Source organism: Neobacillus drentensis, from assembly GCF_036962125.1.
Classification (GTDB): domain Bacteria; phylum Bacillota; class Bacilli; order Bacillales; family Cytobacillaceae; genus Neobacillus; species Neobacillus drentensis_B.
The window spans coordinates 462,785-480,868 of sequence record NZ_JBALOA010000014.1; the positions used below are offsets into that span (position 1 = coordinate 462,785).

General features: G+C 40.7%; 20 protein-coding genes. 19 read left to right on the forward strand and 1 reads right to left on the reverse strand.

The features are described 5' to 3' along the window. The first annotated feature begins 264 nt into the window (after positions 1–264). From V7121_RS14110 to V7121_RS14135, 6 genes are all read left to right on the forward strand, one after another. A complete protein-coding gene (locus V7121_RS14110) occupies positions 265–1,902 on the forward strand; it encodes a YceG family protein (protein ID WP_335500327.1) in 1,638 nt (545 codons plus the stop codon). 3 nt (positions 1,903–1,905) lie between these two features. Continuing rightward, positions 1,906–3,009: a toxic anion resistance protein gene (locus tag V7121_RS14115; RefSeq protein WP_420490616.1), complete on the forward strand. Its 1,104-nt coding sequence runs from the start codon at positions 1,906–1,908 to the stop codon at positions 3,007–3,009. A 48-nt stretch (positions 3,010–3,057) separates the two neighbouring features. Continuing rightward, complete coding sequence (locus V7121_RS14120; RefSeq protein WP_335500325.1) at positions 3,058–3,666, forward strand: TerD family protein; 609 nt, start codon at positions 3,058–3,060, stop codon at positions 3,664–3,666. A gap of 32 nt (positions 3,667–3,698) precedes the next feature. Further along, entirely contained in the window at positions 3,699–4,277 is a 579-nt protein-coding gene (locus tag V7121_RS14125; protein ID WP_335500324.1) for a TerD family protein, read from the forward strand. A 218-nt stretch (positions 4,278–4,495) separates the two neighbouring features. Beyond that, a complete protein-coding gene (locus V7121_RS14130; protein ID WP_335500321.1) occupies positions 4,496–5,290 on the forward strand; it encodes a thymidylate synthase in 795 nt (264 codons plus the stop codon). Further along, positions 5,287–5,772: a dihydrofolate reductase gene (locus V7121_RS14135; protein ID WP_335500319.1), complete on the forward strand. Its 486-nt coding sequence runs from the start codon at positions 5,287–5,289 to the stop codon at positions 5,770–5,772. The genes V7121_RS14130 and V7121_RS14135 overlap by 4 nt, the downstream gene beginning before the upstream one ends. A gap of 62 nt (positions 5,773–5,834) precedes the next feature. Here V7121_RS14135 and V7121_RS14140 read toward each other — a convergent pair whose 3' ends face one another. Further along, positions 5,835–6,074: a hypothetical protein gene (locus V7121_RS14140; RefSeq protein ID WP_335500318.1), complete on the reverse strand. Its 240-nt coding sequence runs from the start codon at positions 6,072–6,074 to the stop codon at positions 5,835–5,837. 321 nt (positions 6,075–6,395) lie between these two features. On the opposite strand from V7121_RS14140, the gene V7121_RS14145 reads away from it, so the two are divergent. The 13 genes from V7121_RS14145 to hypE all read left to right on the forward strand — a co-directional run bounded on the left by V7121_RS14145 (position 6,396) and on the right by hypE (position 17,844). Next, positions 6,396–6,590, forward strand: a complete 195-nt coding sequence (locus V7121_RS14145) for a twin-arginine translocase TatA/TatE family subunit (RefSeq protein ID WP_066256906.1) — start codon at positions 6,396–6,398, stop codon at positions 6,588–6,590. 178 nt (positions 6,591–6,768) lie between these two features. Next, a complete protein-coding gene (gene tatC / locus V7121_RS14150; RefSeq protein ID WP_335500316.1) occupies positions 6,769–7,512 on the forward strand; it encodes a twin-arginine translocase subunit TatC in 744 nt (247 codons plus the stop codon). 217 nt (positions 7,513–7,729) lie between these two features. Continuing rightward, positions 7,730–8,803, forward strand: coding sequence for a hydrogenase small subunit (locus V7121_RS14155; RefSeq protein WP_335500314.1), 1,074 nt, complete (start codon positions 7,730–7,732; stop codon positions 8,801–8,803). Then, positions 8,803–10,524: a nickel-dependent hydrogenase large subunit gene (locus tag V7121_RS14160; protein ID WP_335500312.1), complete on the forward strand. Its 1,722-nt coding sequence runs from the start codon at positions 8,803–8,805 to the stop codon at positions 10,522–10,524. The genes V7121_RS14155 and V7121_RS14160 overlap by 1 nt, the downstream gene beginning before the upstream one ends. Positions 10,525–10,535: 11 nt before the next feature. Beyond that, positions 10,536–11,330, forward strand: a complete 795-nt coding sequence (gene cybH / locus V7121_RS14165; protein WP_335500311.1) for a Ni/Fe-hydrogenase, b-type cytochrome subunit — start codon at positions 10,536–10,538, stop codon at positions 11,328–11,330. Next, positions 11,323–11,808, forward strand: coding sequence for a HyaD/HybD family hydrogenase maturation endopeptidase (locus V7121_RS14170; RefSeq protein ID WP_335500309.1), 486 nt, complete (start codon positions 11,323–11,325; stop codon positions 11,806–11,808). The genes cybH and V7121_RS14170 overlap by 8 nt, the downstream gene beginning before the upstream one ends. Then, positions 11,805–12,248: a hypothetical protein gene (locus V7121_RS14175; RefSeq protein WP_335500307.1), complete on the forward strand. Its 444-nt coding sequence runs from the start codon at positions 11,805–11,807 to the stop codon at positions 12,246–12,248. The genes V7121_RS14170 and V7121_RS14175 overlap by 4 nt, the downstream gene beginning before the upstream one ends. Next, complete coding sequence (locus tag V7121_RS14180) at positions 12,241–12,600, forward strand: hydrogenase maturation nickel metallochaperone HypA/HybF (RefSeq protein WP_335546875.1); 360 nt, start codon at positions 12,241–12,243, stop codon at positions 12,598–12,600. The genes V7121_RS14175 and V7121_RS14180 overlap by 8 nt, the downstream gene beginning before the upstream one ends. Next, complete coding sequence (gene hypB / locus V7121_RS14185; protein WP_335500303.1) at positions 12,597–13,256, forward strand: hydrogenase nickel incorporation protein HypB; 660 nt, start codon at positions 12,597–12,599, stop codon at positions 13,254–13,256. Before V7121_RS14180 ends, hypB begins: the two co-directional genes overlap by 4 nt. After that, complete coding sequence (gene hypF, locus V7121_RS14190) at positions 13,241–15,550, forward strand: carbamoyltransferase HypF (RefSeq protein ID WP_335546877.1); 2,310 nt, start codon at positions 13,241–13,243, stop codon at positions 15,548–15,550. Before hypB ends, hypF begins: the two co-directional genes overlap by 16 nt. Beyond that, positions 15,523–15,756 carry a HypC/HybG/HupF family hydrogenase formation chaperone gene (locus V7121_RS14195; protein ID WP_335500300.1) on the forward strand — a complete coding sequence of 78 codons (234 nt, stop codon included), beginning with the start codon at positions 15,523–15,525 and terminating at the stop codon, positions 15,754–15,756. The genes hypF and V7121_RS14195 overlap by 28 nt, the downstream gene beginning before the upstream one ends. Next, the gene (hypD, locus tag V7121_RS14200; RefSeq protein WP_335500298.1) at positions 15,731–16,843 is read left to right on the forward strand and encodes a hydrogenase formation protein HypD; all 1,113 of its coding nucleotides are present in this window, start codon (positions 15,731–15,733) and stop codon (positions 16,841–16,843) included. Before V7121_RS14195 ends, hypD begins: the two co-directional genes overlap by 26 nt. After that, positions 16,843–17,844 carry a hydrogenase expression/formation protein HypE gene (gene hypE, locus V7121_RS14205; protein WP_335500296.1) on the forward strand — a complete coding sequence of 334 codons (1,002 nt, stop codon included), beginning with the start codon at positions 16,843–16,845 and terminating at the stop codon, positions 17,842–17,844. Before hypD ends, hypE begins: the two co-directional genes overlap by 1 nt. Positions 17,845–18,084: the final 240 nt, after the last annotated feature.

Below are 18,084 nucleotides of genomic sequence, written 5' to 3' on the forward strand. Positions count from 1 at the left end.
CTCATCTATGTGATCCATCCGAGGGCGCTTATATAAGAACCTCATTCAATTCACCTACTTTAGTGTCAGTACTCAAATAGTATGTAGGGACAAGAAAGAAGGTGAAAAATGGGGAAAATGCTGATTATATGAAACATTTTTGTATCAGTTTCGTATAAACAAATGAACCAATTAAATAACTGTGATATGATGATATGGAAACCTTACATAATTTGCTAAACGTTATAAAAAGAAGCTTTCGCTTTTAGAGGGAAGGGATTATGAATGAATCCATCATTTAATCAGTTAGACGCCCGACCTGTATCCCTTTCATATGAAAATTGGCAGTCTGTCCTGAAAAAAGCGCTGCCGGAACGGCCAAATTATTCATTAGAAAATGGAGTCATTCATATCGGGCAAGTAATTGGGAAATTTCTTGGGATACCAATCGATCAAGACCATTATTATAACCAGCTGTTTGATTATGTTAATAATTCGGAATGGAACCTTCAATTATTAAGTGAGGATTCGCTTGATAAACGGATAAACAACCATCACTTTCAATCCATTCAAAAAATAATCAATATTAATCGTGAACAAAAGCTGTCCATCAATCGGTTTACAGCTTTTCTTGACGGAGAACAGCTATTGTTGAAATCAAAGGTGCCCGTTATCCATCGTAAGCTCCGCGAAGCCATGATTAAAACACTGGAGTTGTTTGCCAATAAGGAAAAAGATGGGCTGGGAAATCATGACCTAAGGCGGGTCCTTGTTGACATTGTTAAGTGGACTATCAATCATTTAGAGCCATTGCTAGAGCATACAGATCCACAAAAAGAGATGCCAAAATTTTTATGGTACGGAGATTTTAAGAAAAGTCACCAATATTTTTTATTTTATTTATTGAAGCTTGGATGTGACATCGTCATTTTCCATCCGGAAGGTAAAGATATTTTAGACGGGATGTTTGATGAACCTGTATTCTTGCATGAATTTCCTAATCGAATGAAAGCAGAACCATTTCCTCAGGCGTTGCGGTCACGTAAAGCAACGGTTGCTTACCGAGCTTCAAAAGAAATCGAAACCATTCTAAACCAAGAAGGTTCTGGCCTATACAAACCTTGGCAATTGAGGGAATACACTCCGTCCTCCATCACTTTAAAGACAACCTATGACGAACTTTTTATCCTTGGGAAAGAGATGGCGATGATTCGGCCTGATTTTGAGGTTGGGAACGGGGAAGTCAAAATCCCTTCAATCTTTGCAAAAGTTTCAGGCGTCAGTAAAAATCGCAAAGAATATTGGGACCGTCTGCAAGCCCTCAGTGAATTAGAACATAGTTTACTGATTCGCCGTTTGCCATTTACGATGTCAAGTACAAGTGATTTTCGCTTTCATTACCGAAATGCAATAGGGAAAGACGGGTTGATTAACCCAGAAATCATGATGAAGTCACATTACTGGCCCTATTCTTTTTTAGCATCAGGGTTACAAAAAGGTATTGCTCATGCGGTAAGAAGAATATGTGAAAAACCTGGGTTAAAGACGTTGATGAAGGAAAGTATCGAGGATGTAAGACTGTATTTATTTACTCAAGCCTTGTTTATGCCAAAACCAATCATACAATTGCTGGAGAGGTTTGACTACTCCCAGCATGTGCCGAAATTAATCATTTTCAATAATGAGATCGCTGGTATGATTTCGAGGTCGGATGCAGCCCTGCTTTTATTACTGAATCAATTTGGGATTGATATCATTCTCTATAATCCACCTGGACATAATGATATTGAAAACTTTCTTGATGAACGTTTATTTGATAAGCACTGGCTTGAAGACGTCGTTTTCGATTTAGAATTTAAAGAACCCTCTATTTTTAAAAAAGGACTTTTTCAAGGAATCTTAAAAAATTTAAGGGGAGATTAATAAGTGACTCTTACACCCAATCCATCAAGTAGCTTAACGCATGCAGGTGCAGACGATACCCTGACAGAAACAAAAATCTCTGATATTAAACTAGCGCTTCGAAAAGAACCAGAGATTCAAAATTTAGCCCGCTCAATCGATGAGCGAGATCAAATCCAAGTTTTAGAATATGGTAAGGAACCTGCGGTACATATTTCCCGCTTTTCAGACCAAATCTTAAATAATATGCGTACCACAAAAGTGGAGGATTCAGGTGAACTATTAAAACAACTGGGGCGCATTATGGATAAATTCGATGCGAAGGACTTTCAAAAGACCTCAGGCGGGATTCTCGGTAAACTTTTTAAAAAGGGCGAAAAGATGGTTGAAAAGCTGTTTGGCAAATACCAAACGATGGGCGCCGAAATCGACAAGGTATACATAGAAATATCAAAATATCAGCATGAAATGGTTGATTCGACCAATATGCTTGAACAAATGTATGAGCAAAACTATCAATATTATTTAACACTTGAAAAATATATTGTAGCGGGAGAATTGAAAGTTGAGGATTTGAAAAATAATCAACTTCCAAAGCTGGAAGCTCGGAGTGCCGCTGGGGACCAACTGGCTTCCATGCAATTGGATACACTGAAAAATGCGATTGAATTATTGGAGACTCGGATTTATGACTTAGAAATGGCGAAGATGGTCTCCCTTCAGACTGCACCACAAATTCGTCTTTTGCAAAGAGGAAATACGAAATTGATTGGCAAAATCAATTCTGCCTTTGTGACGACCATTCCAATTTTTAAAAATGGATTAATTCAAGCGATGGCCGCCAAAAGGCAAAAGTTAGTTGCTGATTCAATGAGTGAACTAGACCGCAGAACAAACGAAATGCTTCTAAAGAATGCCCAAAACATCTCGCAGCAAAGCACTGACATTGCCAGACTGGCAGGCGGTCCGAGTATTAAAATTGAGACCATTGAAGAATCCTGGAACATTATTATCAAAGGCATGCAGGAAACAAAGTCTATTGAAGAAGAAAATAAACGGCTCCGGATGGAAGGTACTAAACGTCTGGAACAACTGCAGGATAACTTTAAAAAACTGAAACAATCGTAGGAAAAATAATTATTGGTATACAAAATTTCAAACTGGGGTGTGAATCAAATGGCGATTAATTTACAAAAAGGTCAACGAGTTGATTTAACGAAAGGTAATCCTGGCTTATCAAAAATCATGGTAGGATTAGGCTGGGATCCTGTTCAAAGTAGTGGCGGCGGTTTATTCGGTGGTTTATTTGGCGGCGGCGGTGGTGCAAATATTGACTGTGATGCCTCTGTTATCATGCTTGGTGCAAACGACAAGCTTCAAAACAACAAGGATGTTGTTTACTTTGGAAACTTAAGAAGTAATGACGGCAGTATACAGCACTCTGGAGATAATCTAACAGGTGATGGTGACGGTGATGACGAACAGGTGATGGTAGATTTGAATCGTGTTCCCGCACATATCCAAAAGCTTGTATTCGTAGTTAATATCTATGATTGTGTGAAGAGAAAGCAGCATTTTGGTATGATTAAAAATGCGTTTATCAGGATTGTTAATCCTGGAAATAACCAAGAATTACTTCACTATAACCTATCAGACAACTACAGCGGGCAAACATGCCTTGTAACAGGAGAAATTTATCGTCACGGGAATGAATGGAAGTTTGCGGCGATTGGCAGCGGTACAAATGCGGCCAGCCTTAGTGAAGTAGTTCGTTCATTTAGTTAGGTAGAATTTTAGCTTATATAGAGGTGATCCACTTGGGTATTAACTTAGCAAAGGGTCAAAGAATTGATTTAACCAAAACAAACCCAGGGTTAACAAAAGTAATTGTTGGTCTCGGTTGGGATACGAATCATTATCATGGCGGAAACGACTTCGACCTAGATGCATCAGCTTTTTTAGCTGACGCAAATGGCAGAGTCATTAATGATTTAGATTTTATTTTTTACAATAATCTAGTTGACCCCTCCGGTTCTGTTGAACATACAGGCGATAATCGAACGGGTGAAGGTGACGGAGACGATGAGCAAATCAAGATTGATTTCAGTAAAGTTCCTGCCCATATTCATCGAATTGCGATTACAGTAACTATACATGAAGCTGAAGCAAGATATCAGAATTTCGGTCAAGTCTCGAATGCCTTTGTTCGTCTAGTTAACGAGGAAACGGATAATGAGATTTTACGCTTTGATCTTGGTGAGGACTTTTCAGTAGAAACCGCGGTTGTGTTTTGTGAACTTTATCGCCACAATGGCGATTGGAAATTTAACGCAATCGGCAGCGGATTTGCAGGGGGATTAGCAGCTCTGTGCCGTAACTATGGTTTAGAAGTTTAAATGTATTGAAAAGCTGTCGTTTTCAAAACGGCAGCTTTTCCTCTTTATTACCAACTATTCAATTATAAACTCTGGTTGAAGCATATTCTTTTCGTCTATTAATCTATGAAATGATAAGTGGAATAGACGATGCGTAAATTAGTTGACAGCTAACACTTCCTTAAAGGGTCTTTGATTGTTAAAATAGATAAATATGTGCAGATAAGGGAGTGTCCACGGTGAAACAATACTTAGAATTATGTAAACATGTACTTGAAAATGGGAACGTAAAGGGTGACCGGACGGGTACTGGAACAATCAGCACCTTCGGGTATCAAATGAGGTTTAATTTGGCGGAAGGATTTCCACTCATGACGACAAAAAAGCTCCATTTGAAATCAATTATCTATGAACTGCTCTGGTTTTTAAACGGTGATACCAATGTCCGTTATTTACAGGAAAATGGTGTTCGCATTTGGAATGAATGGGCCGACGAAAATGGAGAATTAGGTCCTGTATATGGTCACCAATGGCGTTCTTGGACAGGTGCCGACGGTAAAACTGTTGATCAGATTACCGAGCTTATCCACCAGATTAATACAAATCCAAATTCAAGACGGCTGCTTGTAAATGCATGGAACGTGGCGGAAATTGACAATATGGCTCTGCCTCCTTGCCACTGCATGTTTCAATTTTATGTGGCAGACAATAAACTGTCCTGTCAACTTTATCAGCGCTCGGCCGATGTATTTCTTGGTGTTCCGTTTAACATCGCATCCTACGCGCTCTTGACTATGATGATTGCTCAGGTTTGTGACCTTGAACCCGGTGAATTTATTCATACATTTGGTGATGTGCATATTTATCGAAACCATCTAGAGCAAGTAAACTTGCAAATGGGGAGAGAACCTCGTCCCTTACCGACCCTCAAAATTAATCCACATGTCAAAGATATCTACTCGTTTGAGTATGAAGACTTTACATTGGAAGGATATGACCCACATCCACATATAAAAGGAGCGGTCAGTATATGATTTCCTTTATTGTCGCAATGGACAAAAATAGAGTAATCGGGAAAGATAATCAACTCCCATGGCATTTACCGGAGGATTTAAAATTTTTTAAAAGGGTAACAATGGGCCACCCAATTGCGATGGGAAGAAAAACGCATGAATCGATTGGACGTGTGCTGCCTGGTAGAGAGAATATTGTTATTACTCGACAGCCTGATTACCTGAGTGAGGATTGTACAGTTTTTTACACTGTTGAGGATTTTGTAAACTATAGCCAAGAGCAAAGTGATGAAATCTTTGTGATTGGTGGTGCGGAAATTTTCAAAGAGACATTTCCGCATGCGGACCGGCTTTACATAACACTAATTCATGACGAATTTGCAGGAGACACATTCTTTCCGGAATTTGATCCTAGCGAATGGAAATTAGTTTCTAATGAAAAAGGAATACAGGATGATAAAAATCCGTATGATTATGAATTTAGGCTATATGAAAAAAAATAATATGAGGTCCGCACATAAAAAGAAGCATCAGCGAATCGCTGGTGCTTCTTTCTAGTTTAGGATTAGAAATAGGATCCATTTAATTCGTACTCAGATAATTTTGTCAGCATCCCCCTGAACTCCTGGGGATGGCAAAATTCATCCTCATTGAAATGGGCTCTTATCCAGGCAATAAGTTCAAGCGGGTTATTAAAATATTCACCACTCCGGTCGCTTTTGCGAATAGTGTATCTTCCGTTATCGTCATCAATTGTGACCTCTACAGGAAGAGCTCCATCAAAACTGCAAAGTGAAAATTCCATTATCATCACATCCTAACGTTATTGTCTTTCATATGCAAAAATATATGTTACTAATGATCAAATTATATTCAAATTCTAACTAGTTGTCAAAATATTTTAAAAATTCCACAAATATTTTATTCATTGACTTAAATAGTAGTAATTGTTAAATTGGCAATAGTCCTTTATAATGTGATAAGAAATGCTAAATATCACTATTATGTATTTTTTACTAGATATTGTGAAATTACTATGAATTATTAAGCATACAATTCCTAAAATAGGTTTTTGGTAATATAATCATAGTAGCAATAAAACAACAATTAAAGGGGATGTAAATCCATGTTTTCTAATATTGGAGTTCCAGGATTGATTTTGATTTTAACACTTGCATTAATCATTTTTGGACCAAAGAAACTTCCAGAAATCGGCCGTGCCTTTGGACAAACATTAAAGGAATTTAAAAAATCTACACGTGAACTCACAGATGATGTTATGAAAGACATTGATGAGGAAAAGAAAAACTTGACTAAATAAGGTGTGAGATCTAGTGTCTTACACCTTTTCTTCTTCAGGTTTAACCTATTAGAACACGTGAAAACATGTTCAACTTGATTACCTAATAGCATTTCTTTTAGAGTTAAAAGGAATTTATTTTTTGAGGGCGACATACACGTGCTCATCTTAAACCTTTTGAAATTGGCAGGGGAAGTACATGAATGATAAAGAATTAAATTTAGTGGATCATTTAGAGGAACTACGTAAACGGATTATTATTTCTGCACTTGCATTTGTAGTTTTTTTTATTGTTGGTTTTATTTACGTCGATGATATCTATAAATGGTTTGTTGGAAATACCAAACTACTGGTTCTTGGACCAAGTGATATTATGTGGATTTATTTTATGCTGGCCACAGTGGTTGCCGTTGCAGGAACGATACCGGTTCTCGCATTACAAATTTGGCTGTTTGTCAGACCGGCCTTGAGACCGGTTGAAAGAAAAATTACTCTTTCATATGTTCCAGCCTTATTTTTCTTATTTATTATTGGTCTTGCTTTTGGATATTTTATTATTTTCCCGATGGTGTTAGACTTCTTAGTCAACATCGGTAAAGATATGTTTGTCACAAACTTTACAGCTGAAAGATATTTTAGCTTTATCTTAAACATGACCCTGCCATTCGGGGTATTGTTTGAACTCCCAGTTGTAGTCATGTTTTTAACGTCTCTAGGAATTATCAATCCGTTTGTCCTATCAAAAATTCGTAAATATGCTTATTTCGTTTTAATTATTATTGCGGTTGTAATCACACCTCCAGATTTTATGTCTGATTTTGTCGTAACCGTCCCACTCTTACTTCTGTACGAAATTAGTATTAATTTATCGAAATTTGTTTACCGCAAACGCTTGAAAAAGCAGCAGGACGAAGACAAGGAAGAAGAGATAATGGAAGCCTAAATTAGCCACAAAGATCTTAAGAGTTAATCTCTTGAGGTCTTTTTTTGCGTTGGTTATTAATATTTTCAACTTAAAAATTAATTTTATTGTAAAAATGTAGTTAAGGATAGTTTGTGTACTTTTTTGAATATTCATGACGAAATACCTATCACTAGACTACAATTTTCATGTAATAACATTATTTTCTTATTTTCATGATATGTGGAGGGGAAAGCGGATGAAGAGACAGAAAACAGTATATGAAGCCGCGATCGATCATGGATTTAGCCGGCGTGACTTCCTGAAAATGTGTACTGCCTTAGCAGCCACTCTCGGGCTAGAGTTCACCCAGTCAGATCAAGTTGTAAAAGCGATGGAAACAAAAACAAGGGTTCCTGTGGTATGGCTTCAATTTCAAGATTGTACAGGATGCTCGGAATCATTTATTCGATCCTCGCAGCCAAAAACTGAAAGCGTTTTACTAGAAATGATTTCACTCGAGTATTCAGAAGTATTGGCGGCGGCATCTGGGCATCAGGTGGAAGCTTCCATGAAGCAAGTATTAAAGGATTATAAAGGTGAATATGTCCTTGCAGTGGAAGGAAGTATTCCGGAAGATGATTCGTTCCTATCAGTTGCAGGGCAATCGGCGAAAGAAACCTTCTTGGAAATGGCTGCAGGTGCCAAAGCGATAATTGCTTATGGATCCTGCTCATCATGGGGTGGTATTGCCGCAGCACATCCAAATCCAACGGGAGCAAAGCCGATAACCAGTTTTGTAAAAGATACACCAACCATCCTAGTTCCAGGGTGTCCGCCTATTTCGGAAGTAATGACAGGCGTCATCGCTCACATTATTACTTTTGGGAAATTACCTGAACTAGATCAATTTGGCCGTCCGAAGGCTTTTTACCGCCACCGAATACATGATAAATGCAATCGTCGTGCCTATTTTGATGCAGGACTTTTTGTGGAATCTTTTGATGATGAAGGTGCCAAACAAGGCTATTGTTTATATAAAGTCGGCTGTAAAGGTCCGACAACCTACAATTCTTGTGCAGAGATGCGCTGGAATGGCGGGGTGAGTTACCCGATTCAATCTGGAAATCCATGCATTGGCTGTTCAGAAAAAGACTTCTGGGACAATGGTCCGCTCTATACAAGAAGAGCCAAAATTCCTGGAACACAAACCACCATCAATCCAGATGCTGTTGGCTTAGCTGCCATTGGCTTGACATCTGCTGGTATTGCCGTTCATGCAGCAGGGACGGTTATCAAGAGAAAGATAGACGACAAACGGGGTGAAGAATAATGAGTGAACGCATAGTTGTAGATCCAATCACGAGAATTGAAGGTCACCTTCGGGTAGAAGTAGATATAGATGAAAAAGGCGTCATTAAAGATGCGTTTAGTTCAGGGACTGCCGTCCGTGGACTTGAATTAATCGTAAGAGACCGTGACCCGCGTGATGTTTGGGCTTATGTACAAAGGATTTGCGGCGTCTGTACCACGGTCCATGCGCTTGCATCGATCCGTTCGGTTGAAGATGCATTAAAGATAAAAATACCACGAAATGCCCATTTAATTCGTGACATTATGAACGAAGCCCTGTTTGTTCATGATCATATCGTCCATTTCTATCATCTGCATGCTTTAGACTGGGTCGATGTCGTTAGTGCGATTAGTGCCAATCCAGCAGAAACATCTCGGATTGCCCAATCTATTTCAAGCTGGCCAAAATCATCGCCTGGTTACTTCACGGATGTACAAAACAAAGTGAAGAAATTAGTGCAAAGTGGGCAGCTAGGCATTTTTGCAAATGGCTATTGGGGTCATAAAGCCTATAAGCTGCCACCTGAAGTAAATTTATTAGCCGTTGCACATTACCTAGAAGCATTAGATTGGCAAAAGGAAATTGTTAAAATCCACACTATTTTTGGAGGCAAAAACCCTCATCCGCATTATGTGGTTGGCGGAATGGCCACACCATTAGATATTGACAGTGATAACGGTATCCATGCCGAACGGTTAATGCATGTATCACAGCTCATCGATCAAGCGAAAGAGTTTGTTAATCAGGTTTATATTCCAGATCTACTTGCAATAGGTTCATATTATAAGGATTGGACTTATGGCGGCGGCCTTAATAATTACCTGTGCTATGGAGATTTCTCAACTGGAGACCTCTATGATACAAAACTATATCGAATGCCAAGAGGAATTGTCTTAAACGGTAATTTAAAAGAAGTGTTAGATGTAGACTTGAAAGACCCAGAGCATGTTCAGGAGTTTATTGATCATTCCTGGTATACCTATGACGGCGACAAGGGCGGTAAAGGGAAACATCCATTTGAAGGGGAGACTACCTTTAACTACACGGGTCCAAAAGCACCGTTTAAGCAACTGGATACGGATAAAGAGTATAGCTGGCTGAAAGCTCCGCGCTGGAAAGAGCATCCGATGGAAACAGGACCGCTTGCGAGGATGATTGTCGGGTATGCGGCCGGAAAAGAAGAGATTGTAAACATTGTAGATGAAACCTTGAAAAAGCTTGGATTGCCAATCTCAGCACTCCAATCAGCACTGGGAAGAACGGTTGCTCGTGGACTTGAAACCGTGTTGATTTCTGGATGGTTACGCAATGATATGGATGAACTTCTGAAAAATGTCAAGAGCGGCAACCAAACGACCTTCGACCGCTCTAAATGGGACCCGAGTACATGGCCAGCACGTGCTAAAGGGGTGGGCTGGATGGAAGCGCCACGCGGAGCCCTTGGACATTGGATTGATATCAAAGATGGAAAAACCCATAACTACCAAGCGGTTGTTCCGTCAACCTGGAATGCCTCACCGCGTGATCATAAAAATAATATTGGTGCTTACGAAGCGGCATTGAAAGGGACACCAATGTTAAATAAGGAGCAACCGCTTGAAATTATGCGGATTATCCATTCGTTTGACCCATGTCTTGCATGTGCCGTTCACTTAACAGATTTGGAAACGAATACGACGACTGAAATTCGTTTAGGTTAGGAGGAAGACAGATGGGTGCGCCAGAATTACCGACTCAACCACCGGGTCCTTTCCCAGGTACACCGGATATTAACAGTGAAAATTCCTTTCACACTGAGAGGGAAATTCATTATAAACCCGTTAAGAATGAAGTTAGAGTTTACGTTTGGGAACTGCCTGTAAGGATTTTTCACTGGTTAAACATGTTTGCAATTATCCTGTTAATGGGGACCGGTTTGTATATTGGGAAACCATTTTCAGCAGCAATCATTCCAGATGAAGCCTATTATTCGAATCTAATGGGCTGGATGAGATATATTCACTTTTTTGCTGCCTTTCTTTTCACGCTGAATCTTATCTTCCGTTTATATTGGGTATGGAAAGGAAATAAATTTGCCACTTCCAATCCATTAAGATGGCTTTTTTGGAAAGAAGTTTTTGAAACCGTCAAGTTTTATTTATTTTTGAAAAATAAAAAACCACATTATGTAGGACATAACCCGTTAGCGCAGTTAAGCTACTGGATTTTTATTGGGCTGGGCTCCTGGATTGTTATGTTGACTGGTTTCTATATGTACTTTGAGCCACAGCAAGAAGCGTTTTGGGCAAAACTATTTGTTTGGGTGCCTTACCTATTTGGAGGGGACAGTTATACGCTTCGCTCCTGGCATCATCTAGCGGCATGGGGCTTCATGTTATTTACTCTTATTCATGTATACATGGCCTTCCGTGATGACTATTTGGAACGAAATGGCTCCATCTCATCCATGTTTTCTGGCTATAAAACAACGACGAGAAAATCTGTAGGTGAGAAAAACAATGAATAGACAAATAGACCGAAAGATTACTATTTTAGGAATTGGCAACACCCTCTTCTCTGATGAGGGTGTTGGCATTCACCTTTTACCATTGTTGGAAGAGGCCTTAAAAGGCTATGAGAATATTGAAATAATTGAAGGCTTAACCGATGGGATGAAATTACTAGGACCCGTGGAAGATGCCGAAAACTTAATTATCATCGATGCCATTAATGCGGGAAAGGAACCAGGCACTATCATTACGTTAGTGGGTGATGAAATCCCTGCTTATTTTGGGATTAAAATGTCGATTCATCAGCTCGGCTTCCAAGAAGTGTTGCTTGCAGCTAAGATGAGGGAACGTTACCCAAAACAAATTGTGATGTTTGGGATGCAGCCAACCTCCCTGCAAATGGGGATCGAGTTAACCGATACGAACCAGAAAAAACTTGGTGAATTAGCGAACACCGTGATTGAGCAAGTGAAGCGATGGAGAGAAGCATCATGAAACGGGGCGATTTTCTAAAGGAAATGGCGGGCAGTTTATTCCAGACCGTTAAGTCAGTTTATGAGCCTTTTATCCATGAGGATTTCGAAAAGGTTGAAGCTGCCGCCGACCGTGCCCTTGGGATTACCTGGCTGCCCTTAGAAAAAGAGCAGGATGGCAATCACGATCTTGAAATGAAATTTATCGCTGGAAAGCCAATAATAGTTGTACGAAATGGAACGAACATGCAGGCAATGAACGGAGTGTGTCCTGTATGTTCGACTATTATTATTGTTACAACACTATATTCAAGTGGGAAATGTTTAAATTGTCAAAAAGAATTCAATTTTAAGACACAAACAGGGGAATTACTGCTTGAAACTTACCCGCTTAAGTCTAAAGAAAATACCGTATATATTGGTTTTCAGAAGCAAAAGAAACTGGGTGAACAGCATGCATGAAATGGCGCTAATGGGGGATATCCTTCAACTGGTTCATGAGGATGCAGCAGCAAAAGGTTTAAATAAAATTGAAAAAGTAGAATTAATCGTCGGCGAAATCGCAAATGCGATGCCTGACGCGCTGAGAATGGCCTTTGAAATCTTTCGTGAGCAAAATCCACAGCTTTTTACAAATAAAGCAGCGCTCATCATTCAGCTTGAGGAAGCAATCGCAGAATGTGTGTTGTGTGGGGAGACATACAAGCCTGATCAGAAAATTGCCTTATGTCCAAACTGTAACGTCCCCTCAGGAAAGGTATTAACAGGAGAAACATTTCAGGTTTTGTCATACGAAGGGAGTTTTGAAAAATGAAGGTAACTTTAAGAACAGACGTATTAACGAATAACAACAAGGCCGCAGATTTCAATCGGGAACTCTTTACAAGTACAAATACTTTGGTCATTAATTTAATGAGTTCTCCAGGAGCAGGGAAGACCACGTTACTAGAAGAAACAGTCAGGGAGTTAGCAGGCAAATATCGAATCGCCGTGATCGAAGGTGACTTAGCAACTGAACGAGATGCGGACCGGATTCGAGCAATGGGTGCGAGGGCCGTTCAGATTAACACCCATGGCGGCTGCCATCTAGATGCGAGAATGATAGCAGCAAGCTTAGGGGAATTTGACTTAGATGAAATTGATCTTTTGTTTATTGAAAATGTGGGGAATTTAGTTTGCCCATCAGGCTATGACCTTGGACAGAATCATAAGGTAGCGGTTCTCAGTGTTCCGGAAGGAAACGACAAGATTCCCAAGTATCCACAAATGTTTATGCGAACGGAACTCGTCCTGTTGAATAAAATCGATCTACTTCCCTACCTTGATTTTAGTGTCGAAGAAGCGCGAAGGGATCTATCGGAAATTAATCCCCAGTCCACACTATTACCGCTTTCCGCAAGAACACAGGAAGGACTGCATGAATGGTTTTCCTGGATTGAAGGAGCATATGCACGATGCGTGCGGCAGTAAAGATTGCTGTTAGGGGCAGGGTACAAGGTGTTGGCTTTCGTCCGTTTGTCTTTCAACTGGCTGCTACCTATCAACTGAACGGAACGGTCCAAAATAATATGGACGGGGTTAAAATCCATCTCGAAGGAGAGTCTGAGAGGATTCAGATGTTTCTATCAGACTTAAAAATTCGTGCGCCACGGCTTTCAAAAATAAATGAAATACTAGTGGAAGAGTCGGTAATCGAAAACAGGGCAGGATTTACGATTATTGCGAGCGAACGAAGCGGAACCTCCATGCTTGTCATTCCAATCGATTCGGCAGTTTGTGAGGACTGCCTGCGGGAAATGAATGATCCGAACGATTTTCGCTATCAATATCCGTTCATTAATTGTACCCAATGCGGACCGCGCTATACAATTATCGAAGCATTGCCATATGATCGGCCGTACACTTCAATGGTGGAATTTCCGATGTGTGACGATTGCCGGCGGGAATACGAAGATCCGACTAATCGGCGTCATCATGCCCAGCCGATTGCATGTCCCAAATGTGGACCACAGCTGAAGTTGCTGGGAAATCTGGGAGAAGAAATCGATTCAGAGAATCCAATCAAGGAAACAATCAGGCTATTAAAAGAGGGGAAAGTAGTTGCTATTAAGGGTTTGGGTGGATACCACTTGTGCTGTGATGCCCGAAATGAGCAAGCAGTTGCCGAATTGCGAAGACGGAAAAACCGTCCACTAAGGCCGCTTGCTGTCATGGCAGCATCAATGACAGAAGTAGAAAAGCTGTCGGAGTTTAATGTAGCAGAACGTGATCTTTTGCAGAGCCCGGAATCACCAATTGTTGTTTTGAAGAAAAGGGATGGTTTTGAATTAGCCGCCAGTGTGGCTCCTAGAATGAGAACAATTGGAGTGATGCTTCCATACACGCCGCATCACCATTTACTATTGGCTGATCCAGAGCTTTCATGCTTGGTGATGACCAGTGCAAATCCTTCCGGGCTGCCGATTGTCTTCAAGGACGAAGAAGCCTTTCAATACCTAGATGGCATTGCCGATTATTATTTAATTCATAACCGCGCGATTCTTCACCCAGTTGATGATTCGGTTGTGCAGCTAAATGATGGAAATGTGGATTTTTTGAGAAGATCCAGAGGCTATGTTCCCGATCCGTTTACAACTAATAATGATGTAACTGGCATCGTGGCATTCGGAGGACAGCAAAAAACCACATTTACGATTGGAAGAAATGAACAAATATTTGTCGGTCCTCATATTGGTGATTTAGAAAATATTGAAACGATTGACCATTATCAGTATGAATTAAAACACCTGTTGAAATGGATTGATACACCAATGAAAACCGCAGTGATTGATGCCCACCCAGGCTATCAAGTTCAGAGGATGGCTAAAGAATATCTATTTACTGAGGTCATTGAAGTCCAACATCACCATGCCCATATGGCCGCCTGCATCGATGAGCATCACCTGTCTGGCCTGACCTATGGGATTATTTTAGATGGAACTGGTTATGGTCTGGACGGGAAGATTTGGGGATTTGAAATCTTCTCTGGAGACGCGGCAGGATTCGAAAGAATGGCCCATTTACACTATACTCCTCTTCCTGGAAGTGAAAAATGTATCCGTGAGCCTTGGCGAAATGCTGTGGCAATGTTGATTGGCTACCATGGTGATGCGGGGGTAGTGCTGGCAAAAGCGATTTTTACAGATAAATCCGCAGAAATTGAGATGTTAGAAAAAATGATCGAGAAAAATCTTAATACTGTCTATGCCGGGACATGCGGCCGGCTGTTTGATGCGGTTAGTGCGATCTGTGGGATAACTAGAGTGTCCACCTATGACGGGGAAGCGGCAATTCAGTTAGCCGAGCTCGTTAATGATCAGGTAATCTATCAGCCTTATCCATTTGATTTGCAAGAAACGGACGGTATAACAATAGATTTCTCCAAGATGATGAAAGAGATATGCAATGATGTTTTAACCGGTGAAGACATCGCAATGATTAGCGGCCGCTTTCATGAAACCATTGTAGTGGCAATTGTAGGGTCAATGGTGTTATTAAAAGAGAGAAACCCTCATGCGAACACGAATGTTGTGTTATCCGGTGGAAGTTTTCATAACCGTTATTTAAGAAAAAGAGTCAGAACAGAATTAGAGAACAGACAGTTTAATGTTTTTGTACCTGAGCAGGTCCCTTGTAATGATGGGGGATTATCATATGGGCAATTAGCGGTTGCCGCGGCCAAAAGGAGTGCTAACCAATGTGTGTTGGAGTGCCAGCAAAAGTAGTCAAAAAGATGGAATACAGTGCAGTTGTCGATGTAATGGGATCTCAGACAACAGTAGGAACTATTTTCGTACCTGAAGTAGTGCTAGGTGATTATGTGATTGTTCATGCTGGTCAGGCAATGAGTATCGTCGATGAAACATATGCCAGACAGAGTGTGGAGGAATGGAGGAAATTAGTCGATGCTCGAAATCCTGAAACAGTCTAATAACCCGGATATTTGTAAACCTCTCGTTGAAGCGGTAATTGAAAAGGCGAAAGAATTTCAGCGAAAGTTCGGTCGAAAACCGGCACTAATGGAGGTTTGTGGTTCGCACACAATGGCACTAGCACGAACAGGTGTAAAGCAATGCCTAAAGAACGATGTCAACCTCATTTCCGGACCAGGCTGTCCTGTTTGTGTAACAGATCAACGCTCAATTGATGCAATGATTGCGCTCGCTGAGGGTGAAAATCGGATTATCTGTACGTTCGGCGATATGATGAAGGTTCCAGGGTCTAATAAGACGTTACTAGATTCCAAGATTGCTGGGAAGGATATCCGAGTTTTATATGCTCCGGTTGATGCCGTAAAAGTCGCCGAAGAAAATCCAGATAAAGAAATAATTTTTCTGGGGGTAGGTTTTGAAACGACGATTCCAATCTTGACGCTTATGGTTGGTGAAGCCGAAAAGCGCCGGATTAACAATTTCTCGATTTGGATGACGACCAAGTTAGTTGAACCTGTTCTTCGCTATTTATTGGATGCAGGAGAAGTGAATTTGGATGGCTTTCTTCTACCAGGCCACGTATCGATTGTGTTAGGTGAGGATTCCTATCAATACTTAGTGGATGAATATCAAATTTCCGGTGTGATTACGGGTTTTGAAACAGCTGAATTATTGATGGGAATTTATAAATCAATAGAGTTGGCGTTAACAGGTCAACCCGAGATTGTTAATAACCACCCTGCCATCGTCAGTAAAAAAGGCAACCAGGTCATACATCAATGGATGGAGAAATATTTACTTGAGTGTGATGAGGCGTGGCGCGGCATTGGTGTGATCCAAAAGAGTGGATTAGATTTAAAACCGGAATATGACCAGTTTAACGCCAAGAAACGATTTACCGTTGAAGTCGGGGAGCCGCGGAAGACGAAGTGCCGTTGTGGGGAAGTCATCCGCGGGTTGATTTCTCCAGAGGATTGTCCATTGTTTGGTAAGGCATGCCACCCGATGAATCCAGTTGGGCCATGTATGGTATCGGCAGAAGGCAGCTGTGCAGCTTATTATCAATACATGAGGGAGAGTTTCTAATGGAGAAATTTATCAGCTTAGCACACGGCGATGGCGGAGAACTAAGCCACCGCTTAATCAAGGATGTGTTTATAGAAGCGTTTGGAGAAGGGAATTCTGCCTTATTTGATGCCGCTTCTGTTGAAATACCTAGTGGTAAAATTGCCGTTACAACCGACTCGTTTGTCATCAAACCGATTTTCTTCCCTGGTGGATCGATAGGAAAGTTAGCCGTCGCAGGCACGATTAATGACTTGGCAGTTAGTGGGGCGAAACCTGTTTACCTAACCTGTGGCTTTGTGATTGAAGAGGGATTTCCCATTTCAGATTTAAAAAAGATTGTGTTTGATATGGCGAACGAAGCCAAGAAAACAGGGGTATCCATTGTTGCCGGTGACACGAAAGTAGTCGAACGCGGCAGTGCCGACGGGGTCTATATCAACACAACGGGAATTGGCATCTATGAACCTAATAAAGGCTGCAGCCTCGAGTTTGAAGAAGGGGATGCTATCTTGGTGTCAGGTACCATAGGCGATCACGGAATTGCCGTACTTGCAGCAAGAGGTGAGTTGGGGATCACTGTACCGATTACCAGTGATTGTGCTTCGCTAAATCATATGCTTGCCGAAGTGCTGGAGCATACCAATGGTGTCCGTATTATGCGAGATCCGACCAGGGGTGGTCTGGCAACCACGCTTGTTGAGATTGCCGAGGATTTTCACGTTAGAATGAAAATCAACGAACTCGATCTGCCGGTTCGGGAAGAGGTACATGGGGTTTGTGACCTCCTGGGTTTCGACCCTCTTTATCTTGCTAATGAAGGAAAAGCGATTATCATTGTTGCCAAACAGGAAAAAGACAAGGTGTTAGATATCTTGCGTGAATTTCCGGAAGGCAAGGATGCTCTGGAGATTGGTTCGATTGTTGGAAAAGAAAAAGGCCAGTTATTATTAGAAACACCACTGGGTTCGAAACGATTGCTTACTAGATTATCTGGGACGATGTTCCCTAGAATATGCTGATAATAAACCTTCATTCAGGAAAACTGGATGGGGGTATTTTTATTTTAGATTTAAAACCTTAGCAGGATGGTCCAATTAAACGCTATTTCTAACTTTATTATATTAATAAAATAGTAATTCTAAAATTACGTATGACATGTAGAATGGTTTTATAAACATCTTTATTATCGGCTGACGTTGATAATAAAAGGATTAAAGGGATTTAGAAAATGAAATCCTTCCAAAATACACATGACATTT